Raw genomic sequence first — 23582 nt, 5'->3', positions numbered from 1 at the left:
AGATGTGCCCACCGGGATGAGCGCATTTATCAAGCAAGCCCTTTTCCCAAATCACATGCTGGTCAGCAGCATGTCGCGGTATTCGTCTGCCGAAGCGATGCGAGGGTTGGTTTTATGGCAATGATCGGCCAACGCCCCGTTGATCACGGCGTCAAACAAGCCTTCTGTCACGCCCATGGCACCCAAGCCTGTGGGCAGGCCCAAGCGGGCGTTCATGTCTTTGATGGCCTCGGGGATGTCGCTGCCGCTTTGCAGGCCCATGGCTTGGGCCATGCGGTTCAGGCGGTTTTCTTTTTGCACCGATTCGGCAGCGGCATTGAAGGTGACCACGGCGGGCAGGAACATGGCGTTCAACGTGCCATGGTGCAGGCGTGGGTTCACACCGCCTAGGCTGTGACTCAAGCTGTGAACACAGCCGAGGCCTTTTTGAAAAGCCATGGCGCCTTGCATGCTGGCGCTCATCATGTTCAGACGGGCATCGCGGTCCTTGCCATTGGTTGTGGCACGTTCGATGTGCGCCCAGCCGCGGGCCAGACCATCGAGTGCAATGCCATCGGCGGGCGGGTTGAAGGGCGCAGCCATGAAGGTTTCCATGCAGTGCGCAATCGCGTCCATGCCTGTGGCGGCCGTGAGCACGGGCGGTAGGCCGAGGGTCAGTTCAGGGTCACAAATCGCGGCTTTGGGCACGATGAACCAGCTGTGAAAACCCAGTTTGCGGCCGTCGTCAACGATCAAGATGGCACCCCGTGCCACTTCGGAGCCGGTGCCCGCCGTGGTGGGCACTGCGATCAGCGGGGCCACCCGGTCGGTGATCTTGAGCGAGCCGCCTTCGATGGTGGCGTAGGTTTTGAGCGGGCCCTCGTGCGTGGCGGCAATGGCCACGCCTTTGGCGCAGTCGATGGACGAGCCACCGCCCAAGGCAATCAGGCCGTCGCAGTTGTTTTGTTGGTAAACAGCAGCAGCGGCACGCACAGCAGCTTCGGTCGGGTTGGAGGGTGTCTGGTCAAACACGCTGACCTGCAAACCGGGCAGGGCGGCGAGGGCCTTGTCCAAAATGCCTACGGCCTTCACGCCAGCGTCGGTCACGATCAGGGGGCGGGTGATGCCCACGCGCTCGCATTCGGCTTTGAGCAGGCTGATGGCGCCGAAGTCGATCTGGATCTGGGTGACGTAATTGATGAAAGACATGCCAAGTTCTCCGGTGGGTGTGCAGGTGACAGACCCCGTGGGCGGGGCGTTGTACGATTTGCGTTCATTTTGATTCAGGAACCGTCTTTGTCTATCCGGCCCAACGCCTAGTCCGTCACGTTGGCAACACCCTTCACTCTTACGGTTTGACAAGCCAACAGTTTTCATGAGTAGCCACCACACCAACCCCCGATCTTTGCTGAACACGGCCACCCGCACGCTGATTGACCGCGTCGAGCGGGCTGGGCGTGCGCCCATGTATGCCATGACAGCCGTTCAGGCCCGTGCGTTTTACGACATTGGCGGCCCTATCCTGGACCTGCAGCCCGCGCCCCATGTGGACCGCGTGCAAGACATCACGGTTCCGGCCCGCGATGGCCACGCCATGCCCGCCCGGCTTTATGCCCCGCGCAGCGACACCGCTTTGCCCGTGTTGCTGTACCTGCACGGCGGCGGTTTCACGGTTGGGAGCCTCACCACGCACGATGTGCTGTGCCGCCAACTCAGTCGCCAAGGCCACTGCGCTGTGGTGTCGCTCGACTACCGGCTCGCGCCCGAGCACCGATTCCCCACGGCCATACATGACGCCTGGGACGCCCTGAACTGGTTGCACCAGCACGGCCCAAGCTTGGGTCTGGAAAGCTCACGCCTGGCCATTGGCGGTGACAGCGCTGGTGGCACTTTGTCGGCCGTGTGCGCACTCATGGCCCGCGATGCGGGCCTGAAACTCGCTTTGCAGCTGCTGTTCTACCCCGGCTGCGGCTCCAAGCAAGACACCGCCTCACACCACACTTTTGGCCAAGGCTTCATGCTCGACAAGGAAACCATCGCTTGGTTTTTTGACGGATACATCGATGCGGCTGACCGAGACGACTGGCGCTTTGCGCCAGGTAACGCCCCTGATCACAGCGGCCTGGCCCCATGCTGGATGGGCCTGGCCGAATGCGATCCGCTGGTCGACGAGGGCGTGCGCTACGCCGACACGCTGCGCATGGCGGGTGTGCCCGTTGATTTGGAAATTTACCGGGGTGTGATTCATGGCTTCATCACCATGGGACGCGCCATTCCCGATGCCTTGATGGCCCATGCCGATGCAGGTCGGGCCTTGAAACACGCTTTTGAAAGTTGAACCCATGAAACGCCAGGACTTCCGTTTTTCTCACCGCATGCGCGTGCGCTGGGTAGAGGTTGACATGCAAAAGATCGTCTTCAACGGCCATTACCTCATGTACTTCGACACGGCCGTTACCGACTATTGGCGCCATCTGGCCATGCCTTACGCCGAGACCATGCACCAGCTGGGCGGCGATATGTTTGTCAAAAAGGCCAGTGTCGAGTACCACGCCAGCGCCGAAATGGATGATTTTTTGGACGTGTGCATGCGCTGCGAACGCGTGGGCAACTCGTCCATGACCTTTGTGGGCGCGATTTTCCGAGGTGATGAACTGCTGATCACCAGCGAGTTGGTCTATGTGTACGCCGACCCGGTGGCCAAAAAGAGCCAGCCCATCCCCGCGCCCTTGCGCGACATGCTTGAAGGCTTTGAGCGTGGCGAAGACATGGTGCAGGTGCATGTGGGTTCCTGGCACGACTTTCAAAAACTGGCCAGTCCGCTGCGCCACGAGGTGTTTGTGGATGAACAAAAAGTGCCTGTCGAGTTGGAGTTGGACCACGAAGACGAGAGCGCTTTGCACGCCGTGGCACTGAACAGCATGGGGATGCCACTGGCCACAGGCCGCTTGCTGCAACACGCTCCCGGTGTGGCCCGCATTGGCCGCATGGCCGTCAAAAAACAAATGCGCGGTAGCGATCTGGGCCGCCGCGTGTTGCATGCCTTGATGGATGCCGCCCAAAACCGGGGCGATACCCAAGTCATCTTGCACGCCCAATGCAGTGCCGAAGGTTTTTACAAGCGCTCAGGCTTCGAGCCCCACGGGGCCGTGTTTGAAGAAGCAGGCATAGCGCACATTGAGATGGTGCACCAACTTTGAAAAAGCGGCTCAGGCCGCTTTTTCAATTTAATCGCTCCTCAAACAAAAAAATCAGATGTCTTCGAGCAAGGCGTAGGGCAGGGGCTGGAGCTCCAGCGCTGAACCATTTGCATTACCCGCGAGCCAGCCAGTCTGCTGGCTCTCCAGCGTGCCGCTGACCAATGCAGCAAAGCCCTGGCCATCTGGACGTGCTGCACTCAATACCACGGTCGCGCAAGGTTGCTCGGGGTCGGCTGGGGTGAAGATGTCTTGCCCGGTCGCCAGCGCCACCGTGCTGTGGACCAGTGCTGTACGGCGCTTCAAGGTGCCACGGAATTGGCTGCGGGCCACCACTTCCTGGCCGGGGTAGCAGCCCTTTTTGAAGTTCACGCCGCCCACCGATTCGTAATTCATCATTTGCGGCACGAAGGCCTCGAACAAAGGCTGGGTGACCAGCGTCACGCCGCTCATGACTTCGGCCCATGACCAGACATCGGCTGGCACATCGGTGCCTGCAGGCAGGGCTTGTGCTTGCGGGGCAAGCCACAAAGCGCGGGGAATTTTGGACCCGCCCAACACGGCGGGATAAAACGCCACGGTGTGCGCCCCGACTTGGGCCATGGTCTGCCATGGTGCGGCATCGCCCACCAAAGCCTTGGCGCTGTCACCCAGCAAACCGCGCAACTGCCATTCGCCCGTAGCGTCGGTCATTTTGACTTTGGCCCGCAGCACGAACATGGAAAGACGTTTGAGGGTTTGGGCCAGCAAATCCAGACTCATGACCAGCAAAACGGTGTCGGGTGCAGTTTTGATGACGATAAAGCTGGCCTGCATGCGCCCCTTGGCCGAGCAAAAAGCCGCCAACCGTGACTGCCCCAAGGGCAACAACAGCACGTCGTTGCTCAATTGGTTGTGCAAAAAGTTCGCTGCGTCTTCGCCTTGTGCCTGAATCACGCCCAAGTGGGGCAGGGCGCTGACGCCATTCAGCGCGTCGATCAAATGTGGGCTGTTTTCTTCAAGGGTGTTCATGTGCGGCTCTGTCGTCTGGCTAGGCGTGAATTATCATCCTCAATACGTTTTCGACACTGAAACAAGGACATGACCGTGCTCAAAGGCTTGATGAAGTTACTGACAAGCCTGATGGTGGCCGCCTTGCTGCTGGGGGGCACTTCTTTGTGGTGGGTGACCCAGCCAATGGACACTGGCCGCGATGCCCTGGATTTGGCCATTGAGCCCGGTACTTCGCCCAAAGCCATTGCCCAGGCCGTGGCCGATTCGGGGGCACAGACTTCGCCCACTTTGCTTTACGCTTGGTTTCGCCTGTCGGGTCAGTCGCGCCAGATGCGGGCTGGAAGCTACGAAATTTCACCCGGCACATCACCCAAGCACCTACTCAACATGCTGGTGCGTGGCGAAGAAAGCCTGCGCACGGTGTCGATTGTGGAAGGCTGGAACTGGCGACAGGTTCGCCAGGCCTTGGCCAAGGCTGAAAACCTCAAACCCGACAGCCGGGTTTTGAGCGACGAGGCTTTGATGGCCCAGTTGGGTCGCCCCGGTGTGGCCCCCGAAGGGCGTTTTTACCCAGACACCTATTCCTATGCCAAAGGCGCCAGTGACTTGGCTGTTTTGCAGCGGGCCATGAATGCCATGGACAAACATGTGCAGCAGGCCTGGGAGGCTCGTCAAGCCAGCGTGTCGGTCAAAACGCCTGAAGAGGTTTTGATTTTGGCCAGCATTGTCGAAAAAGAAACTGGTAAGGGCGCTGACCGGCCCATGATCTCAGGTGTGTTCAACAACCGGCTTCGAATCGGTATGCGTTTACAAACCGACCCCACCGTGATTTATGGCTTGGGCGAAGCCTTTGATGGCAACTTACGCCGCGTCCACTTGCAGACCGACAACCCTTGGAATACCTACACCCGTGGTGGTTTGCCACCCACACCGATTGCCATGCCCGGCAAGGCGGCTTTGTTGGCGGCGGTGCAACCGGCCAAGACGTCTGCGTTGTACTTTGTGGCCAAAGGCGATGGCAGCAGCCATTTCAGCGCCACGCTCGATGAGCACAACCGGGCCGTCAACCGTTACCAGCGCGGCATCAAAACCGTGCAGGATTGATGCAGGGCTTGAGCCTGCGACAATCGGGTTTTCCCAATTTCACACACCATGACACGCGGTTTGTTCATCAGTTTTGAAGGCATCGACGGAGCGGGCAAGTCCACCCACATCGATCGCGTGGCCCAGTTGTTCCGCGATGCGGGCAGGGCGGTCGTCCTCACGCGCGAGCCGGGTGGCACACCGCTGTCTGAAAAGCTGCGCGAGCTGGTCCTGCACGAGCCCATGGACGCGCTGACCGAAGCGCTGTTGATGTTCGCGGCTCGCCGTGAGCACCTGGTGCAGGTGATCGAGCCGGCCTTGGCCCGTGGCGATGTGGTGTTGTGCGACCGTTTTACCGATGCCACCTTTGCTTACCAGGGCGGTGGACGCGGTTTTGACTGGCAGGTGTTGGCTGAGCTGGAGCGGATGGTGCAGGCCATGCCCGATGGCCGGTTGCGCCAACCCGAGCTGACCGTGTGGTTTGATTTGGACCCGCAAATAGCGGCGCAGCGCTTGGCCTCGGCTCGGGTTCCCGATAAGTTCGAGTCTCAACCCGCTGACTTTTTTGCGGCTGTGCGGGCAGGCTATGCCAAGCGCCAAGCCGAAATGCCAGACCGGTTTGCCCGCATCGACGCGGCGCAAACTAAGGAGGCCGTGGGCATTGACGTGAGCCGTGTGGTGAACGACTGGCTGAAACGGGCAGGCACATGAGCGCTGTCTTGAACGCCCCCTGGATTGCCCGACAGGCTACCGACTTGCTGGCCCAGCGGGGACATGCTTGGCTGCTGCAAGGCCCATCGGGTTTGGGCCAATACGAATTGGCGCTGGCCTTGGCATCGGCCTGGTTGTGCGAGAAACCCACGCCGCAAGGGGCTTGTGGTGAATGCGCCAGCTGTCACGCCATTGCGGTGCACACCCACGCCGACTTGGCCGTGCTGATGCCCGAGACGGTGATGATTGAGCTGGGCTGGCCTTTGTCGGAAAAAGCCCAGGACGAGATCGACAAAAAAACCCGCAAACCCAGCAAAGAGATTCGGGTCGATGCGATGCGGGACGCGGTGGAGTTTTCTCAACGCACTGATGCTCGCGGGCGTGGCAAAGCGGTGTTGGTGTATCCGGCCGAGCGCATGAACACGATCACGGCCAACGCCTTGCTCAAGACGCTGGAAGAGCCGCCTGGCGACGTGCGCTTTGTGCTGGCCACTGAGGCGGCGCATACGCTGCTGCCCACGATCCGCAGCCGTTGTTTGGCCCACACCATGAAGTGGCCCGAGGCCGATGAAGCCCTGACTTGGCTGAGCGGGCAGGGCGTGCAGGCCCCCGTGGCGCAGGCGTTGTTGCGCAGTGCAGGTGGCCGACCGACCGATGTGCTGCGCCAGGCCGAGGCCGGTTTATCGCCAGACTGGTGGGCCGATTTGCCCAACGCCATGCGCCAGGGCGATGCCAGACACTTGGCAGAACTCAGCCCCGCCCAAGCCATCGATGCTTTGCAAAAGCTTTGCCACGACTTGGTGCTGAGCCAATCGGGTGCTGCGCCGCGTTTTTTTGACGCGAAGCAATTGCCCGCGAGCAACGCCTCAGTGTCGGTGTTGACCGATTGGTTCAAGCGCCTGATGCAGTTCGCCCGCACTGCGGAGCACCCTTTCAATGCCGGTCTGATGCTCGAAGCGCTGACTGCCGACGCCCAACAAACCCTTTTGTCAAAGGGTTAAAAGATGTACACCGATTCCCACTGCCACCTGAATTTTCCGGAGTTGATGAGCCAACTCGACAGCATCCAAGATGCGATGCTCGCAGCCCAAGTGTCCCGTGCCATGGTCATTTGCACCACCATGGAAAAGTTTGATGAAGTGCATAACCTGGCCATGGCCTACGACAATATGTGGGCCACGGTGGGCGTTCACCCTGATAACGAAGGCGTGCAAGAGCCCAGCCTTCAAGATTTGCTCGACGGTGCGGCCCGCCCCAAAGTCGTGGCCATTGGCGAGACAGGCCTTGACTACTACCAGATGGACGAGCGCAAAGGCGGGCGAACCATCGCCGACATGGAATGGCAGCGCGAGCGCTTTCGCACCCACATCCGGGCGGCGCGTCAGACCCAATTGCCGCTGGTCATTCACACGCGACAGGCGTCGGATGACACGATCGCGATCCTGAAAGAAGAGGGCGAGACAGGTGTACCAGGGTGCGCGGGTGGCGTGTTCCACTGCTTCACCGAAAGCCAGGCCGTGGCCAGAGCGGCCTTGGACCTTGGTTTTTACATTTCCTTGTCGGGCATTTTGACGTTCAAGACAGCGGCTGACTTGCGTGAAGTGGCCAAATTTGTGCCCGATGACCGTCTTTTGATCGAGACCGACAGCCCCTATTTGGCACCTGTGCCTTACCGCGGCAAGCTCAACAACCCATCTTATGTGTCCTTGGTGGCCAAGCTATTAGGCGAGTTGCGTGGCACTAGTTCAGAGGCTATTGGTGAGCTGACCACTCAAAATTTCTTGAAGTTGTTCTCTAAAACAGCCGATTAATTTCTCATGTATCACTTTCATAATTTTAAAAAGTCCATTGTGTTTATTGGATTTTCTTCATTTTCTTTTCTTTCATTGGCGGGGTCATACGAAGACTTCTTTAAAGCGGTTCAGTTCGATGATGTGAGAACTGTTCAGTCCTTACTTCAGCGCGGTTTTGATCCCAATACAGTCAATCCTGCGGGTCATTCAGGTTTGATGTTGGCTGTGCGGGAGCCATCTTTGAAGGTGGCCGAGGTATTGGCTGGGTGGCCTCAAACCAAGGTGGAGGTCCGAAACGACAAGGACGAAAGTCCCTTGATGTTGGCAGCACTCAAAGGTTATTTGGTCTTGGTTAAAAAACTCGTTGAACGCGACGCAGATGTCAACAAAACAGGTTGGACTGCATTGCATTACGCCGCATCGGGTGGCCATACTCAGGTCATTGATTTTTTGTTGGAGAACAGCGCTTACATTGATGCCGAATCTCCCAACGGAACAACGCCCTTGATGATGGCGGCCATGTATGGAAGTCCTGAGTCCGTCAAACTATTGATTCAAGCTGGAGCCGATTTGAACGTTAAAAACATGGTCGGGATGACGGCTTTAGATTTCGCTGTGCGTGCGGATCGTCAGAACTCTAGGGAATTGATTGAGACCGGCTTGCAACGCCAAGCAGCTCGGGCTGCGAGGATGGCCAAGCCACCAGCTGATTCATCGAATGCTTCAAGCAAGTAGTTGTAGGCGGATGTGCTGTCTGCACATCGATCAGATGATTTGAATTCTTTGTTTTTTGAAGATACTTCTCTGTTTTTAAATACGTACGATGTATATTATGTAAAGTGTTGTGAAACAATAAATTGATGAAAATGAGAGGAAATATGTGGAAGCCTCTTCGGTTGCATGGCAAAATCTCGCCGTTCTATTCATTTGGAGAAAAATCTTGAACAAAGCAGAACTCATTGAAGCATTGGCCAAAGAAACAGACATGTCCAAAGCAGCTGCCGGCCGTGCCGTTAGCGCATTGGTGGACATCATCACCAAAACCGTTGCAAAAAAACAAGACGTGCAACTGATTGGCTTTGGTACCTTCAAAGCTGCCAAGCGTGCAGCACGCGTTGGTAAGAACCCACGCACTGGTGAGAAGCTGAAAATCGCAGCAGCCACTGTGCCCCGCTTTACTGCTGGCGCCGCTTTCAAAGCCGCTGTGAACAAGAAGAAGTAATCTTCTTTCACTTCAGCCAAAAGGCAGCCGGGTGTTTCACCTCGCTGCCTTTTTTCATGATCCACTGGATGCTGGTTGGATCGAAAGTGAAGTGAAGGACAATAGGTTTTTTGACTCTCGGTTGACAACAGCTCTATGGCGATTCAATGGTTCCCCGGACACATGCACCTCACGCGCAAAGCGATTGGGGAGCGAATCAAAGAGATTGACGTGGTCATTGAAATGCTGGACGCCAGATTGCCCGGCTCAAGCGCCAATCCCATGCTGGCCGAATTGATAAAAGGCAAGCCAGCACTCAAAATTCTGAGCAAGCAAGACCTCGCAGATTCAGAACGAACAGCCCTGTGGTTGGCCCATTACAACGCCCTGCCCGGTGTCAGCGCCATGGGCCTAGACACCAGCATGACGCAACCATCCAAAGCACTGATCGATGCTTGCAGAAAACTCGCACCCAATCGCGGTGGGATGGTTAAACCCATGCGTGTGCTCATTTGCGGCATTCCCAACGTGGGCAAATCAACGTTGATCAACACACTCAAAGGTAAACGTGCAGCGAAAACGGGTGATGAAGCGGGTGTGACCAAACAGGAGGCACGCATTGCCTTGGACGATGACTTCTATCTGTACGACACCCCCGGCGTGCTGTGGCCACGCATCATCGTCGAGCAAAGCGGCTACAACTTGGCTGCCAGCGGCGCGATCGGTGTGAACGCATTTGACGAGGAAGTTGTTGCGCTGGAATTGCTCAATTACCTGATCCCTCACTACCCACAAGCCTTGAGTGAGCGGTACAAAATCAACGACGTGGTGAGCCACACCGACGAAACCCTGCTCGAAGCGATTGGCCGTCTTCGTGGTGCGATGCAAAGCGGCGGGAGGGTCAACACCACCAAAGCCGCGCACATCGTGATCCATGACTTTCGATCGGGCGCACTTGGACGCGTGACCATCGAAACGCCAGCCCAATTTGCTGCATGGCTGGCCGAAGGTAAAAAGGCTGATGCCGAACGTGCTCTGCGCAAAGAAGCCACAGCTAAGACACAAAAGCCTCAACGCAACAAGCCCCACAAGTGACACCCCGGGCCACACATCTCCTCTAGCATTCTTTCAGCAGATGTTCTGCTCAGGAGATAAACCGTGAAAGCTTTGATCAAATGGTGCGTCGCAGGACTGGTCTTTTCACTTGGCGCTGCACACGCGGCCTACCCTGACAAGCCTATCAAAATCGTGGTGGCATTCCCACCGGGCAGCTCCACCGACATCGTCGCGCGTGCACTGGGCCAGCCTTTGTCCGAAGCCATGGGCCAGCCTGTCGTCATAGAAAACCGCCCCGGCGCAGGTGGCAATATCGGCACGCAGGCAGTGGCCCGCTCAGCCCCTGACGGCTACACCTTTCTCATGCACAGCGTGGCTTACGCGGTCAACCCTTCGCTCTACAGCAAGGCTGGCTACGACGTCGGCAAAGAACTGACGGGTGTGGCCATGGCCGCTGTTTCACCCAACATCATTTATGTGCACCCCTCTGTCAGGGCCAACACGCTCAAAGAATTGCTGATGCTGGCCCCTTCCGAAAAACTCAGCTACGCCTCTTCGGGCAATGGCACCACCACCCATCTTGGGGCTGAATTGTTGTTCCGCAATTTGGCCAAAGTGGACATCCTGCACGTCCCGCACGCCCCGGCTTCGGCGGCCAACGCCGTTGTCAGCGGACAAGTGCCCGTTGGCTCCACATCCATACCGCCCGTGGTTCAACTGGCCAAAGCGGGCAAAGTGCGAGCCTTGGCCGTGACCAGCAACAAACGCAGCGGCGCCCTCCCCGATGTGCCCACCGTGGCCGAATTGGGCTACCCAGGCTTTGAAGCCAATACTTGGTTCGCCATGCTGGCCCCGGCCGGCACACCCAAAGATGTCCTTGACCGTATCAACAACGAAATCAACAAGATCCTGCAAAACAAGGCGTTAAACGATGGCTTTGCAGCTCAATCGCTCGAGACCGTGCGCATGGACCGCTCGACGCTTGACACTTACATCAGCAGTGAAGCCAAAAAGTGGGGTCAGGTCGTGCAGCAAACTGGCGCCAAGGTGGATTAAAACCACTTCCCTAAGCATCTATCCCGTCGAAAGCCTCCATGAAACTCATCAGCTACACCCACGACAACGCCACCCGATACGGTGTGCTGCAAGACCAAGGCGTGGTCGACATGCGCCTGTGCATGGACAACGCCCCAGACAGCATCAACGACTTTTTTGCCTTGGCCAGCGGCAACTCGGCACTCATGGCCAGCATCGTCCAACGTGCTGCCAACGTGCAAGCTGTGCCATTGGCTCAAGTCAGCTTATTGCCCTGTGTGCCTCGCCCCAGCAAGATCCTTTGCCTGGGCGTGAATTACCACGACCACGCCACCGAAGGCGGTAACAAAGTGGCGGACTACCCAACCATCTTTTTCCGTGGCCCATCGTCTTTGCTGGCGCATGGCGGCACCATCCCGATTCCGCCGATTTCCACATCGCTGGACTACGAGGCCGAACTGGCCTTGGTGATCGGCAAGACCACACGCAACGTGAGCGAGGCCGATGCGCTCGACTCGGTATTTGCCTACGCTTGCTTCAACGACGCCACGTTCCGCGACTACCAGCGCAAAACCACCCAGTGGACCGTGGGCAAGAACTTTGACCAAACCGGCGGCTTTGGCCCCCACCTGGTCACAGCCGACGAGTTGCCGCCAGGATGTGTGGGCCTGCACATCGAGTCGCGCCTCAACGGGCAAGTGATGCAAAGCGCCAGCACGACCGACATGGTGTTCCATGTGGCGCCCACGATTGCCATGATGTCAGCCTGCATGACGCTCGAGCCCGGTGATGTGATCGTGATGGGCACCCCTGCAGGAGTGGGTTATGCCCGCAAGCCTCCGGTGTGGATGCAAGCGGGCGATACGATTGAAATCGACATTGAAGGCGTTGGTGTTTTGCGCAACCAAGTCGGCCTGCTGGCCGTCTGAGGCTGTCACGCCATGAAAAACATCACCCGAGACAACCTGACGGACACCGTCAAAAGCAGCTTTGCGAACATCGACGATGAACGCTTGAGGCACCTGGTCAACCGCTTGGCGCACCACCTGCATGCCTTTGCCAGCGAGACCCAACTGAGCCACGATGAATGGCGCGAGGGAATTGCCTTTTTACACCGTGCCGCGGAAATAAGCAGCCCCTCGCGCAGCGAGTTCACCTTGATGTCCGATGTCTTGGGCCTGTCCTCTCTGGTGGACTTGCTGGCCGCCAGGCCCGGCGCCACCGAAGGTAGCGTGCTCGGCCCCTTCCACACCCGGGGCTCACCCTGGATGGACAACGGCGCCAACCTGATCCGCGACAACCCCGGTGAAGCGGTGCTGATCCGTGGCCGCGTGACCGACATCCACGGCCAAGCGCTGCCCGAGGCCACCATCGACTTTTGGCAAAACGCTGACAACGGGATGTACTGGCAGATGGACGACAGCCAAGCACAAGACAACCTGCGCTGCCAGATCAAGGTGCAAGCCGACGGCTGTTTTGAGCTGGCCACCATCCGCCCTCGCCCCTACCTGGTGCCGACCGACGGGCCGGTGGGCGAGTTGTTGCGCATCTCGCACCGCGATGCCTGGCGTCCGGCCCACTACCACGTCATCGTGGAGGCGCCTGGTTTCCGAAGCCTGATCACCGAAGTGTTTGACGCGGCAGACCCTTGGCTCGACAAGGATGCCGTTTTTGGCGTGCGTGCCTCGCTGGTCTGCGACTTCAAAAGCGAGTCTGACCCGGCCACCGCCACACGTCTGGGGCTGCCAGCGCAGTATTTGGCGATTGAACTGCCCATTCGGCTGGCCCGCGAAGACTGAAGCGATTTCTTTTCCCATCACCTGCACAACACACCCATGGCTTCAACTCTCACTGTCGATGTCCTCATCGCAGGCGGTGGCCCTTGCGGGCTGATGCTGGCCATCGAGCTGGGCAGGCGCGGCGTCCGCTGCCTGCTGGTCGATGCTAAGCCCGGCACCGCTTTCAACCCGCAGGCCAACGCCACCCAAGCACGCACCATGGAGCATTTCCGGCGTTTGGGCTTCGCGCATGAAATCCGAAGCATGGGCTTGCCGCCCGACCACCCCACCGACATCGCTTACCTGACGCGCTTTGCGGGCACCGAGCTGGCCCGCCTGCGCCTGCCCACCGCTGCCGCAGCGCCACAAGCCATCAAGGCCATGTCGGGCTCGTGGAGCGCCGCCGAGCTGCCGCACCGGGTGTCGCAAAAATACGTAGAGGTTTGCTTGCACCAGCACGCCCAGCAGCAGGCCAGCGTTGAGATGCGCTACGGCTGGCAACTTGCATCGTTCGAGGACACTGGCGACGGCATCAAAGCCTTGGTGCAATCGGTCAACGGTGAAGATCAGCTGAACGTCCAAGCCGCTTATCTGGTGGGTGCAGACGGTGCCCGCAGCATGGTGCGCCGCGAGCTGGGCATTGCTTGGGGCGGTGCCACTGGCTTCAAGCGCAAGTTCATGGGCGGCAAGATGCTGGCGGTCTACCTCAAGGCGCCCGAGTTTTACGCCCGCAACCCCAACGACCGTTCCTGGATGTACGTGGTGGTCAACCCCGAGTTGCGTGCCTTCATCATGTCGGTCGACGGCGTGAGCGAATTTGCTTTTCACATCCAGATGGCCGATGACGCGGCCACCGAGGCGCTGACTGAGGACGACGCGAGGCATTGGTTTGCCAAGGCCTTTGGTCAAAACATCGACATCGACATCCTCTCCATGGCCACCTGGATGGCTGGCCATGCGCTGGTCGCGGAGTCCTTCCAGAAAGGCCGTGTCTTTCTGGGCGGTGATGCGGCGCACCTGTTCACCCCCACCGGGGGCCTGGGTTACAACACGGCGGTCGAAGATGCCGTCAACCTGAGCTGGAAGTTGGCCAGCGTGCTCAAAGGCCAAGCACCAGCCGCATTGCTGGACAGCTACCAGCACGAGCGCCATGCGCTGGCCGTGCGCAACACCGGCTATGCCCGCCAGTTTGCCGACTCGATTGGCCTCTTTGAAGCCGTTCCCGAACTCGAAGACAAGAGCCCTGAAGGTGAGGCAGCCCGGACCGTCGCATCGGACTACCTCAACGGCCATGTGCGGCGCGAATTCAACATCCCAGGGGTGACTTTTGGTGGACGCTACGACGGCAGCCCCGTCATCGTGGGCGACGGCACCACCGCACCACCCGATGCCCCCAACAGCTACACGCCCTGCGCCACACCGGGCGGCAGGCCGCCTCATGCGTGGCTGCCCGATGGCCGTTCGCTCTTTGACACTTTCCATAGAGAATGGACCTTGCTGGTGTTGGGCCCAGAGCCGGTCGACACCTCCGCCTTCGAAAACGCCGCTTCCTCTATGGACGTGGATTTGCGCGTCGTTCACCAGCCCAGCAGTGAAATTTTGTCACTCTACGAAGCACCCATGGCCTTGATCCGCCCGGACCAAATCGTGGCCTGGCGTGGCCACGACACAAAGCAGGCACCTGCAGTGCTGGCCCAAGTGCTCGGGGGAGGCGCTACAGTTCGTGCCTGACACCACGAATGCCCCAACATGAACGCTCGCCTGCCCACGCCCGACAAAGACGCCATCGCCCTCCTCCCGCCATTTGAGCGTTTGGGCTTGGACAGAATCACCTGGGTGTGCACTGGCGACCAGGCGAGACAAGCGCAAGCGCAACTGATGCAAACCCCAGCTTGGGGCTTTGACACCGAGTCCAAACCCACCTTCAAAGTCGGTGAACAGTCCGATGGGCCCCATGTGCTGCAACTGTCTACTGCCGAACGGGCTTGGGTTTTTCAGCTGCACGATCCGGATTGCCGGGCCGTATCAGCTGCGCTGCTTGCTCACCCAGGCATTGTGAAAGCCGGGTTTGGTTTGGGCGATGACCGCAAACGCATCATCCACAAACTGGACATAGAGCCCCAAGGCATTCTGGAACTCAACACCGTGTTTCACCAACGCGGCTACCGCAAAGACATGGGCGTCAAAGGCGCGGTGGCCGTGCTGTTCAACCAGCGCTTCATCAAATCCAAAAAAGCGGCTACCAGCAACTGGGCCAATGAACGCCTCAGTGAAGCTCAGCTGATCTACGCCGCCAACGACGCTTATGCCGCCATTCGAGTTTGGCAAGCACTGAATCTGGCCTGAGTCCTCGCTACGCCAAGCCCTAAAATGGCGTTCACATTCCGCTCGCAGTCTGAGTCTTACCGACCACTGAATCCTTCCCATGTCTGATCTCACAGGCCACAGTGCCGCTTCACACGCTGTCACCTCAAGTTCGGAGCTGGAATTTGCCAACGCCCTGTGGCGCGTGCGCAGACCCAAACCCTTTGTGTTAGTGATTGAGGGTGAGGTCGGAAGTGAAGACGCAGGGCCCTCCGACTACCTGCACGACAAACTGCTGTTGCCCGAATGGCGCGAAGCTTTTTACAGGCTGGTCGATGCCACAGGCTTGGTGGTCTGCCTGAATTCGCACACCCAACACCCCACCTACCGTGATGTGCGCGGTCGCTCCAGCAAAGGGCGGCTGAGCCAAGGCGAGTATTACCACCACGACGGCTGCACCGGCCCCGTGAAGCCGCGCTTTGTCGAAATTCGCTGCCCCATTCAACCGCAAACACGCGGCGTGGCCACCGCAGTAGCTCCGCACCGCGATGTGGTCAAAGCCATGGTGCAAGTGCTGCCCGCCGAGTTGGCCGCTTCGCCTGCGCTGGCCGGGATTGACATGAGCCACGCCACCATCAGCCAGATGAACTATGAAGCGCTTGAGCACTTGCAAGGCCTCATCACCCGCACCGTTCGAAAGAAGCTCAACGCCGAAGGCGCACGCAGTTACTTCCGACAGGTGGACGCCGCTGCCAATGCCTACTTTGAACCGTGGGCCTTGGGCGAAAGCCGCTTCATTGCCAATGCCAACAGCGGCGTGACCATGCAACACCGTCGCGCCTACCAAACCCCACACACCGGCGGCGTGGCCAATGGCCACTTGGTCAAGCGCTGGACGAATGAAGAGCTGTTGCTACCCGGTCAGGTGGTGGACCAAGCCTTGATCGCCGCGCTGTGCAGCGAGGAAGGTGATGACGTTGAGTCCGCAGAGGGGTGTTACCTCGGGGTGCACTGATACATAGGTCAATCCTTGCCTTGCTGATGCAACGGCGCAAAATTAAAAAGAACTGCAAGGGTCCTTTTGCTGCACAAGTGACACATTGGACGCTCTTGCGAACATAGAGTTCTGGGTAATTCACCCAGCGAAAGATCATCCATGTCGTCCACCTCCACCCCCACACAAACTCAAGCGCACACCCAAGACGACCCAGTTTGGCAAGCCAAGGTGCACTTGGCCGCCGCTTTGCGTTTGGCGGTGTTGCACGACTTTGACGAAGGCATCGACAACCACTTCACCGTGGTCGTGCCGGGGCGTGAGGACCAATACCTGATCTCCCCCTTTGGTGTGCACTGGTCTGAAGCCCGCGCCAGCACCATGATGGTTTTCAACGAAGCGGGTGAAACCCTGGAGGGCGAAGGCCTAGTGGAGTTGTCAGCGCAATCCATTCACGCCCCGGTGCACCGACTGACTGGGGCCAAAGTGGTGCTGCACACCCACCAGCCATGGGCCTTGGCCTTGAACATGCTCAAAGCCAACCGTTTGCTGCCCGCCACCCAGACCGCCGCGTTCTTTGATGGCACCATCGCCTACGATGACCACTACACCGGGCTGGCCGCTGATTTGTTGGAAGGTGAGCGCTTGTCGCAGCTCATGAGCGGCGGCAAAACCGTCCTTTTCATGAAAAACCATGGCGTGATGACAGTTGGCGATACCGTGGCCCAAGCCTACCGCCGGCTTTACAAACTCGAAAAAGCCTGCCGCACCCAAGTGCTGGCCATGGGCACTGGCCAACCCCTGAGCGTGCTGACTGAATCCGTCATGCAGCGCATCAAAAACCCCAGCCCCTTGGACCGCCACCCCCGAAACGAACGGGAGCGCCTGTTTTTTGAAGCTATGATGCGGGTGATCGACCGGGTCAATCCGGGTTATGCCGACTGATTCAATAATCAGCCGCTGAACTCGGCAGCCCTGCATTTAAGGCCTGATGTGAAAAAGCCGCCAACCCTTTCAGGTTGGCGGCTTCTTTATTGCTAGCGCGAAGCTTTTACTTCTTGCTAGGCGGCAAGTCCGTGCAGCTCCCGTGCGCCACTTCTGCCGCCATGCCGATGCTTTCGCCCAGCGTGGGGTGGGGGTGGATGGTTTTGCCGATGTCTACGGCATCTGCGCCCATCTCGATGGCCAGTGCGATCTCGCCAATCATGTCGCCCGCATGCGTGCCCACCATGCCGCCACCCAAGATCTTGCCGTGGCCGTGGGCCTCGGGTGAATCGTCAAACAGCAGTTTGGTCACGCCTTCGTCGCGGCCGTTAGCAATGGCGCGGCCCGAGGCGGTCCAAGGGAACAAGCCCTTTTTCACCTTGATGCCTTGCGCTTTGGCTTGGTCTTCGGTCAAGCCCACCCATGCCACTTCGGGGTCGGTGTAGGCCACGCTGGGGATGACGCGTGCGTTGAACGCAGCGGCAGCCAGCTCTTTGTTGCCTTGCAGTTCGCCCGCAATGACTTCGGCCGCCACATGTGCTTCGTGCACCGCCTTGTGCGCCAACATGGGCTGGCCCACGATGTCGCCAATGGCGAAGATGTGCGGCACGTTGGTGCGCATTTGAATGTCGACGTTGATGAAGCCACGGTCGGTCACCGCCACGCCTGCTTTTTCAGCGGCGAGTTTTTTGCCATTGGGTGTGCGGCCTACGGCTTGCAACACGAGGTCGTACACCTGTGGCGCGGGGGCTGTGCCGCCGGGTTCGGCGCTCTCGAACGTGACTTCAATGCCTTCGGGCAAGGCGCGTGCGGACACGGTCTTGGTCTTGAGCATGATGTTGTCGAAGCGCTTGGCGTTCATCTTTTGCCAGACTTTGACCAAGTCGCGGTCAGCGCCTTGCATGAGGCCGTCCATCATTTCCACCACGTCCAGGCGTGCGCCCAGCGTGCTGTAAACGGTGCCCATTTCCAGGCCGATGATGCCGCCGCCCAAAATGAGCATGCGCTTAGGCACTTCTTTGAGTTCCAAAGCGCCGGTACTATCCACGACACGCGGATCGTTGGGCATGAAAGGCAAACGCACGGCTTGTGAGCCTGCAGCGATGATGGCCTTCTTGAAGGCGATCACTTTTTTGCTGCCGTTTTGTTCTTGTGCAGTGCCCGTGGTCTCCGACACTTCAAGGTGGTTTGCACCTACAAACTGGCCCAAGCCGCGCACGGTGGTGACCTTGCGCATCTTGGCCATGGCAGCCAAGCCGCCTGTGAGTTTGCCAATGACTTTTTCTTTGTGGCCGCGCAGCTTGTCGATGTTGACGACGGGTTTGCCGAAGTCCACACCGAGGTCGGCCATGTGGCTGACTTCGTCCATGACGGCCGCGACGTGCAACAGCGCTTTGGACGGGATGCAACCCACGTTCAAACACACGCCGCCCAAGGTGGCGTAGCGCTCCACGATGACCACGCTCAATCCGAGGTCCGCCGCACGGAACGCGGCTGAGTAACCGCCGGGGCCACCGCCCAACACGAGAACATCGCACTCGATGTCGACCACCCCTGCATAGTTCTCGCCGAAGGATGATGCTGTGGGTGCAGGGGCGGATGCCACTGAGGCAGCGGGTGCTGCGGCAGGAGGCGCTGCGGAGTTAGCTGCTGCAGCCGGGGCCGCCGCAGCGCCCTCGCCTTCCAGCACCAACACCACCGAGCCTTGCTTGACCTTGTCGCCCAACTTAACCTTGAGTTCCTTCACCACACCACCGTGGCTGCAAGGAATTTCCATGGAGGCTTTGTCGCTCTCCACGGTGATCAGGCTTTGGTCAGATTTGACGGTGTCGCCCACCTTGACCATCAACTCGATTACCGTGACTTCGTCGAAGTCACCAATGTCGGGGACTTGAATATCAATCAGTGCCATATCGTTCTCAATCAGTTGGGGTCCGAGCAAAGCTGCGCTTTGGTCCGCCCCCAAAGTTCAAAGTAATACGCGACGGAAGTCGCTGAGGATTTGTCCCAGGAACGCGTTGAAGCGTGCCGCTGCGGCGCCGTCGATGACGCGGTGGTCCCACGTCAAGCTCAGGGGCAGCATCAGGCGAGGCACAAACTGCTTGCCATCCCAAACGGGTTCCATGGTGCTCTTGCACACACCCAAGATGGCCACTTCGGGTGCGTTGATGATGGGCGTGAAGTACTTGCCACCAATGCCGCCGAGGCTGGAGATGGTGAAAGTAGCGCCTGTCATTTCTGCGGGCCCAAGTTTGCCGTCGCGGGCTTTCTTGGCCAGCTCACCCATTTCTTGGCTGATTTGAAGCACGCCTTTTTTGTCGCAATCGCGGATGACCGGAACCATCAAACCATTGGGCGTGTCAGCGGCAAAGCCGATGTGCCAGTAGTTTTTGTAGACGATGGCATCGCCATCCAACGAACTGTTGAACTCGGGGTATTTCTTGAGCGCGGCCACACAAGCCTTGATCAAGAACGCGAGCATCGTGACTTTGACGCCCGACTTTTCGTTCTCTTTGTTGGTGGAGACGCGGAAGGCTTCGAGGTCGGTGATGTCGGCGTCGTCGTGGTTGGTGACCGCCGGGATCATGATGGCGTTGCGGAGCAAATTGGCACCGCTGATCTTCTTGATGCGGCCCATCTCTTTGCGCTCGATGGGGCCGAACTTGGCGAAGTCGACCTTGGGCCAAGGGATCAGGCCGAGCTCGGAACCGCCACCGCCCGAAGCTGCAGGGGCTTTGGCAGCCTGCGCTTTGGTTTGTGCAGCACCCGACATGACGGCCTTGGTGAAGGCTTGCACGTCGTCAGCAGTGATGCGGCCTTTGGGTCCATTGCCTTTGACTTCGTCCAAAGGCACACCCAGTTCGCGGGCGAACTTGCGTACGGAGGGCGATGCGTGGGGCAAGCCCACCGTGGTGCCACCGGGTGCATGGGCAGGCGCTGCCACGGCAGCGGCAGCTCCAGCCACAGGGGTTGGCGCGACAGCGGGTGCCGAGACTACAGCCAAAGCCGCTACGGGGGCAGGAGCAACTGCTGCCACAGGCGCAGCAGTAGCAGAGACGGTGCCTTCCAATATGGCCAGCAGGTCACCGATGTTGACCGTGTCGCCTACTTTGACTTTGAGCTCTTTCAGAACGCCAGCCGCTGACGACGGGATTTCCATTGCCGCTTTGTCAGACTCAACAGTGATCAGCGATTGCTCGAGCTTGATGGTGTCGCCGGGCTTGACCATGACTTCGATGACGGCCACGTCTTTGAAATCGCCAATGTCCGGCACATGCACTTGCACGGGGCCCGATGCAGCAGGTGCAGCGGCAACAGCAGCCACTGTGGCAGCCGCAACAGGCGCTGCAGCGGTCACAGCCGGAACAGCAGCCGTCGCAGTCACTGCGCCAGCGGCTTCGACCACCAGCACGATGGAGCCTTGCTTGACCTTGTCGCCCAAAGCGACGCGCATTTCTTTGACGACGCCCGCCGTGCTCGACGGGATTTCCATCGAGGCTTTGTCGGACTCCACGGTGATCAGCGACTGCTCGGCTTTCACGGTGTCGCCCACTTTGACCATCAATTCAATGACGGTCACTTCATCAAAATCCCCGATGTCCGGGACTTGTACTTCTACCAATGCCATGTGTGTCTCCCGGATTTATGCGTACAGCGGGTTGATCTTGTCGGTGTTGATGCCGTACTTTTTGATCGCTTCAGCCACTTGCGTTGCGGGCACTGCGCCGTCTTCGCTCAGCGCCTTGAGGGCCGCAATCACGATGTAGTGGCGATTGACCTCGAAGTGCTCGCGCAACTTGCTTCGGAAGTCAGAGCGGCCAAAACCGTCGGTGCCCAGTACTTTGTAGGTGCGGCCTTTCGGAATAAACGGACGGATCTGCTCGGCATAGGCCTTCATGTAATCGGTCGATGCGACCACGGGGCCGTTGTGCTTGGCCAGTTGTTGACCCACGAAAGACACGCGAGGTGTTTGCATTGGGTGCAGCATGTTGTGGCGCTCGGCGTCTTGACCGTCACGGGTCAGCTCGTTGAAGCTTGGGCAGCTCCACACGTCGGCCTGAATGCCCCAGTCGGTCGCCAGCAGGGTTTGCGCGGCAATGGATTCCCGCAGGATGGTGCCCGATCCCAGTAATTGCACACGCTTGTCACCCGCAGCACCGGGCTTGCACAAATACATGCCTTTGATGATCTGCTCTTCGGTGCCGGGTGTGAGGCCGGGCATGGCGTAGTTTTCGTTCAGCAAGGTCAAGTAATAGAAGACGTTGTCTTGCTTCTCGACCATGCGCTTCAAACCGTGGTGCAGGATGACGCCGACTTCGTGTGCGAAGGTGGGGTCATAAGACACGCAGTTGGGGATGGTGTTGGCCATGATGTGGCTGTGACCGTCTTCGTGCTGCAAGCCTTCGCCGTTTAGCGTGGTGCGGCCCGATGTGCCGCCGAGCAAGAAGCCGCGTGCTTGCATATCACCCGCAGCCCATGCCAAGTCGCCAATCCGCTGGAAGCCGAACATCGAGTAATACACATAGAACGGGATCATGATCCGGTTGGATGTGCTGTAGCTGGTGGCGGCAGCGATCCAGCTGGACATGCCGCCCGCTTCGTTGATGCCTTCTTGCAAGATTTGACCAGCTTTGTCTTCCTTGTAGTACATGACCTGGTCTTTGTCGACCGGGGTGTACTGCTGACCTGCGGGGTTGTAAATTCCGATTTGACGGAACAAGCCTTCCATACCAAAGGTACGGGCCTCGTCCACCAGAATAGGCACCACGCGTGGGCCCAGGGCTTGGTCGCGCAGCAGCTGCGTCAAAAAGCGCACATAGGCTTGGGTCGTTGAGATTTCGCGGCCTTCCGCTGTGGGCTCCATCACAGTTTTGAAGATCTCCAACGCTGGCACCGTGAAGCTTTCTTCGGCTTTGGTGCGGCGGTGTGGCAGGTAGCCGCCCAAGGCCTTGCGGCGCTCGTGCAGGTATCGCATTTCTGGAGTGTCATCTGCAGGCTTGTAGAACGGCACATTGGCCAATTCGCTGTCAGAGACCGGGATGTTGAAACGGTCACGCATGTAGCGGATGTCTTCGTCGGTCAGCTTTTTGGTCTGGTGGACGTTGTTCTTGCCCTCGCCCGCTTTGCCCATGCCAAAGCCTTTGACGGTCTTGATCAGCAATACGGTGGGTTGGTCTTTGTGTTTGACCGCAGCGTCATAAGCCGCGAATACTTTTTGTGGGTCATGACCGCCACGTTTGAGGTTCCAAATCTCGTCGTCGCTCATGTGGGCGACCATTTCCAGCGTGCGAGGGTCACGTCCGAAGAAATGCTTGCGCACATACGCGCCATCGTTGGCCTTGAACGCCTGGTAGTCACCGTCTAAGGTGTCCATCATGATCTTGCGCAATGCGCCGTCTTTGTCACGGGCCAAAAGCTTGTCCCATTCGCTGCCCCACAAGAGCTTGATGACGTTCCAGCCAGAGCCGCGGAATTCACCTTCGAGCTCTTGCACGATCTTGCCGTTGCCGCGAACTGGGCCGTCCAAGCGCTGTAAGTTGCAGTTGACCACGAAGATCAAGTTGTCGAGTTTTTCGCGAGCAGCCAAACCGATCGCTCCCAAGGATTCCACTTCGTCCATCTCACCGTCGCCGCAGAACACCCAGACCTTGCGGTTTTCGGTGTTGGCAATGCCACGTGCATGCAAATACTTCAAGAATCGGGCTTGGTAGATGGCCATCAATGGGCCAAGGCCCATCGACACGGTGGGGAACTGCCAGAACTCAGGCATGAGTTTGGGGTGCGGGTAGCTGGACAAACCATTGCCATCGACCTCTTGACGGAAGTTGAGCAACTGCTCTTCTGACAAACGGCCTTCAAGATAAGCGCGGGCATAGACGCCGGGAGAGACGTGACCTTGGATATACAAGCAGTCGCCGCCGTGGTTTTCGTTTTCAGCGTGCCAGAAATGGTTGAAGCCTGCGCCAAACATGTGGGCTAAGGATGCGAAAGAGCCGATGTGACCACCCAGGTCACCGCCGTCCGCAGGGTTGTGGCGGTTGGCTTTGACCACCATGGCCATGGCGTTCCAGCGCATGTAGGCGCGAAGGCGCTCTTCAATTTCGATATTGCCTGGGCAATGGGCTTCTTGATCAGGCTCAATGGTGTTCACGTAGCCGGTATTGGCCGAAAACGGCATGTCTATGCTGTGTTGACGAGCCTCTTCAAGAAGTTCTTCAAGCAAAAAGTGAGCACGTTCGGGGCCCGCTTTTTCGATCACGGCGGACAGGGCGTCCATCCATTCGCGGGTTTCTTGCGTGTCTGTGTCTCGGCCCGGTTGCTGAGGTGTTGCCGCTGTCATGTTGTCTCCTTCTGATGTTATGGCTCAATGATGCTTGAATTTTCACATAAATTTTTGTTTATTTCAAATTATGCGCATTGATTTTGTATTGTGAAATTATGAAAAATATCCATGGGGTAGTTGCACATGAATAA

At 58.6% G+C, this 23582-nt stretch carries 21 protein-coding genes; 16 read left to right on the top strand and 5 right to left on the bottom strand.

The features are described 5' to 3' along the window. Positions 1 to 51: 51 nt before the first annotated feature. A complete protein-coding gene (locus tag SWE17_RS00985; RefSeq protein ID WP_322991271.1) occupies positions 52 to 1188 on the bottom strand; it encodes an iron-containing alcohol dehydrogenase in 1137 nt (378 codons plus the stop codon). A 166-nt stretch (positions 1189 to 1354) separates the two neighbouring features. Between SWE17_RS00985 and SWE17_RS00980 the strand changes: the two genes are divergently transcribed. Both SWE17_RS00980 and SWE17_RS00975 read left to right on the top strand, forming a co-directional pair. After that, positions 1355 to 2317 (top strand): alpha/beta hydrolase, encoded by a 963-nt coding sequence (locus SWE17_RS00980; protein ID WP_322991270.1) that lies wholly within the window; start codon positions 1355 to 1357, stop codon positions 2315 to 2317. 4 nt (positions 2318 to 2321) lie between these two features. Next, on the top strand, positions 2322 to 3179 hold the full coding sequence (locus SWE17_RS00975; protein WP_322991269.1) for a YbgC/FadM family acyl-CoA thioesterase: 858 nt from the start codon (positions 2322 to 2324) through the stop codon (positions 3177 to 3179). Between the two features lie 51 nt (positions 3180 to 3230). Here the strand turns inward: SWE17_RS00975 and SWE17_RS00970 are convergent, their stop codons facing one another. Beyond that, a complete protein-coding gene (locus tag SWE17_RS00970; protein ID WP_322991268.1) occupies positions 3231 to 4187 on the bottom strand; it encodes a folate-binding protein in 957 nt (318 codons plus the stop codon). A 69-nt stretch (positions 4188 to 4256) separates the two neighbouring features. Here SWE17_RS00970 and mltG point away from each other — a divergent pair, with 69 nt between their 5' ends. The 14 genes from mltG to SWE17_RS00900 all read left to right on the top strand — a co-directional run bounded on the left by mltG (position 4257) and on the right by SWE17_RS00900 (position 17069). Next, entirely contained in the window at positions 4257 to 5273 is a 1017-nt protein-coding gene (mltG, locus tag SWE17_RS00965; protein ID WP_322991267.1) for an endolytic transglycosylase MltG, read from the top strand. Between the two features lie 48 nt (positions 5274 to 5321). Continuing rightward, on the top strand, positions 5322 to 5963 hold the full coding sequence (tmk, locus tag SWE17_RS00960) for a dTMP kinase (protein WP_322991266.1): 642 nt from the start codon (positions 5322 to 5324) through the stop codon (positions 5961 to 5963). Next, positions 5960 to 6964, top strand: coding sequence for a DNA polymerase III subunit delta' (locus SWE17_RS00955; RefSeq protein ID WP_322991265.1), 1005 nt, complete (start codon positions 5960 to 5962; stop codon positions 6962 to 6964). Before tmk ends, SWE17_RS00955 begins: the two co-directional genes overlap by 4 nt. A 3-nt stretch (positions 6965 to 6967) precedes the next feature. Continuing rightward, a complete protein-coding gene (locus SWE17_RS00950) occupies positions 6968 to 7774 on the top strand; it encodes a TatD family hydrolase (protein WP_322991264.1) in 807 nt (268 codons plus the stop codon). A 6-nt stretch (positions 7775 to 7780) separates the two neighbouring features. Then, complete coding sequence (locus tag SWE17_RS00945) at positions 7781 to 8491, top strand: ankyrin repeat domain-containing protein (protein WP_322991263.1); 711 nt, start codon at positions 7781 to 7783, stop codon at positions 8489 to 8491. Positions 8492 to 8696: 205 nt separating this feature from the next. Further along, positions 8697 to 8978 carry an HU family DNA-binding protein gene (locus tag SWE17_RS00940; RefSeq protein ID WP_322991262.1) on the top strand — a complete coding sequence of 94 codons (282 nt, stop codon included), beginning with the start codon at positions 8697 to 8699 and terminating at the stop codon, positions 8976 to 8978. Between the two features lie 135 nt (positions 8979 to 9113). Further along, positions 9114 to 10052 (top strand): ribosome biogenesis GTPase YlqF, encoded by a 939-nt coding sequence (ylqF, locus tag SWE17_RS00935; RefSeq protein WP_322991261.1) that lies wholly within the window; start codon positions 9114 to 9116, stop codon positions 10050 to 10052. A gap of 63 nt (positions 10053 to 10115) precedes the next feature. After that, the gene (locus SWE17_RS00930; protein WP_322991260.1) at positions 10116 to 11069 is read left to right on the top strand and encodes a tripartite tricarboxylate transporter substrate binding protein; all 954 of its coding nucleotides are present in this window, start codon (positions 10116 to 10118) and stop codon (positions 11067 to 11069) included. 38 nt (positions 11070 to 11107) lie between these two features. After that, on the top strand, positions 11108 to 11977 hold the full coding sequence (locus tag SWE17_RS00925) for a fumarylacetoacetate hydrolase family protein (protein ID WP_322991259.1): 870 nt from the start codon (positions 11108 to 11110) through the stop codon (positions 11975 to 11977). Positions 11978 to 11989: 12 nt separating this feature from the next. After that, on the top strand, positions 11990 to 12847 hold the full coding sequence (locus SWE17_RS00920; protein ID WP_322991258.1) for a dioxygenase: 858 nt from the start codon (positions 11990 to 11992) through the stop codon (positions 12845 to 12847). A 36-nt stretch (positions 12848 to 12883) separates the two neighbouring features. After that, positions 12884 to 14557 carry an FAD-dependent oxidoreductase gene (locus SWE17_RS00915; protein ID WP_322991257.1) on the top strand — a complete coding sequence of 558 codons (1674 nt, stop codon included), beginning with the start codon at positions 12884 to 12886 and terminating at the stop codon, positions 14555 to 14557. An 18-nt stretch (positions 14558 to 14575) separates the two neighbouring features. After that, a complete protein-coding gene (locus tag SWE17_RS00910) occupies positions 14576 to 15172 on the top strand; it encodes a 3'-5' exonuclease (RefSeq protein WP_322991256.1) in 597 nt (198 codons plus the stop codon). Between the two features lie 79 nt (positions 15173 to 15251). Beyond that, entirely contained in the window at positions 15252 to 16145 is an 894-nt protein-coding gene (locus SWE17_RS00905; protein WP_322991255.1) for a hypothetical protein, read from the top strand. A 141-nt stretch (positions 16146 to 16286) separates the two neighbouring features. After that, positions 16287 to 17069, top strand: a complete 783-nt coding sequence (locus SWE17_RS00900) for a class II aldolase/adducin family protein (protein WP_322991254.1) — start codon at positions 16287 to 16289, stop codon at positions 17067 to 17069. 106 nt (positions 17070 to 17175) lie between these two features. Here SWE17_RS00900 and lpdA read toward each other — a convergent pair whose 3' ends face one another. The 3 genes from lpdA to aceE are packed head-to-tail and all read right to left on the bottom strand — an operon-like array spanning position 17176 to position 23448. Further along, positions 17176 to 19020 (bottom strand): dihydrolipoyl dehydrogenase, encoded by a 1845-nt coding sequence (gene lpdA / locus SWE17_RS00895; RefSeq protein WP_322991253.1) that lies wholly within the window; start codon positions 19018 to 19020, stop codon positions 17176 to 17178. A gap of 57 nt (positions 19021 to 19077) precedes the next feature. Further along, positions 19078 to 20736 carry a dihydrolipoyllysine-residue acetyltransferase gene (gene aceF / locus SWE17_RS00890; RefSeq protein ID WP_322991252.1) on the bottom strand — a complete coding sequence of 553 codons (1659 nt, stop codon included), beginning with the start codon at positions 20734 to 20736 and terminating at the stop codon, positions 19078 to 19080. 15 nt (positions 20737 to 20751) lie between these two features. After that, entirely contained in the window at positions 20752 to 23448 is a 2697-nt protein-coding gene (gene aceE / locus SWE17_RS00885; RefSeq protein WP_322991251.1) for a pyruvate dehydrogenase (acetyl-transferring), homodimeric type, read from the bottom strand. Positions 23449 to 23582 lie beyond the last annotated feature (134 nt).

It is taken from the genome of Limnohabitans sp., assembly GCF_034680285.1.
In the GTDB taxonomy this organism is placed as follows: Bacteria; Pseudomonadota; Gammaproteobacteria; order Burkholderiales; family Burkholderiaceae_C; genus Limnohabitans_A.
The sequence above is the reverse complement of the archived record's forward strand: the minus strand, read 5'-3'. Positions and strand labels throughout refer to the sequence as shown.

What these genes read in the sequence shown, in the direction of transcription:
- SWE17_RS00985 (WP_322991271.1), bottom strand. Translation starts at nt 1,188, where the DNA reads ATGTCTTTCATCAATTACGTCACCCAGATCCAGATCGACTTCGGCGCC.
- SWE17_RS00980 (WP_322991270.1), top strand. Translation starts at nt 1,355, where the DNA reads ATGAGTAGCCACCACACCAACCCCCGATCTTTGCTGAACACGGCCACC.
- SWE17_RS00975 (WP_322991269.1), top strand. Translation starts at nt 2,322, where the DNA reads ATGAAACGCCAGGACTTCCGTTTTTCTCACCGCATGCGCGTGCGCTGG.
- SWE17_RS00970 (WP_322991268.1), bottom strand. Translation starts at nt 4,187, where the DNA reads ATGAACACCCTTGAAGAAAACAGCCCACATTTGATCGACGCGCTGAAT.
- mltG (WP_322991267.1), top strand. Translation starts at nt 4,257, where the DNA reads ATGACCGTGCTCAAAGGCTTGATGAAGTTACTGACAAGCCTGATGGTG.
- tmk (WP_322991266.1), top strand. Translation starts at nt 5,322, where the DNA reads ATGACACGCGGTTTGTTCATCAGTTTTGAAGGCATCGACGGAGCGGGC.
- SWE17_RS00955 (WP_322991265.1), top strand. Translation starts at nt 5,960, where the DNA reads ATGAGCGCTGTCTTGAACGCCCCCTGGATTGCCCGACAGGCTACCGAC.
- SWE17_RS00950 (WP_322991264.1), top strand. Translation starts at nt 6,968, where the DNA reads ATGTACACCGATTCCCACTGCCACCTGAATTTTCCGGAGTTGATGAGC.
- SWE17_RS00945 (WP_322991263.1), top strand. Translation starts at nt 7,781, where the DNA reads ATGTATCACTTTCATAATTTTAAAAAGTCCATTGTGTTTATTGGATTT.
- ylqF (WP_322991261.1), top strand. Translation starts at nt 9,114, where the DNA reads ATGGCGATTCAATGGTTCCCCGGACACATGCACCTCACGCGCAAAGCG.
- SWE17_RS00925 (WP_322991259.1), top strand. Translation starts at nt 11,108, where the DNA reads ATGAAACTCATCAGCTACACCCACGACAACGCCACCCGATACGGTGTG.
- SWE17_RS00920 (WP_322991258.1), top strand. Translation starts at nt 11,990, where the DNA reads ATGAAAAACATCACCCGAGACAACCTGACGGACACCGTCAAAAGCAGC.
- SWE17_RS00915 (WP_322991257.1), top strand. Translation starts at nt 12,884, where the DNA reads ATGGCTTCAACTCTCACTGTCGATGTCCTCATCGCAGGCGGTGGCCCT.
- SWE17_RS00910 (WP_322991256.1), top strand. Translation starts at nt 14,576, where the DNA reads ATGAACGCTCGCCTGCCCACGCCCGACAAAGACGCCATCGCCCTCCTC.
- SWE17_RS00905 (WP_322991255.1), top strand. Translation starts at nt 15,252, where the DNA reads ATGTCTGATCTCACAGGCCACAGTGCCGCTTCACACGCTGTCACCTCA.
- SWE17_RS00900 (WP_322991254.1), top strand. Translation starts at nt 16,287, where the DNA reads ATGTCGTCCACCTCCACCCCCACACAAACTCAAGCGCACACCCAAGAC.
- lpdA (WP_322991253.1), bottom strand. Translation starts at nt 19,020, where the DNA reads ATGGCACTGATTGATATTCAAGTCCCCGACATTGGTGACTTCGACGAA.
- aceF (WP_322991252.1), bottom strand. Translation starts at nt 20,736, where the DNA reads ATGGCATTGGTAGAAGTACAAGTCCCGGACATCGGGGATTTTGATGAA.
- aceE (WP_322991251.1), bottom strand. Translation starts at nt 23,448, where the DNA reads ATGACAGCGGCAACACCTCAGCAACCGGGCCGAGACACAGACACGCAA.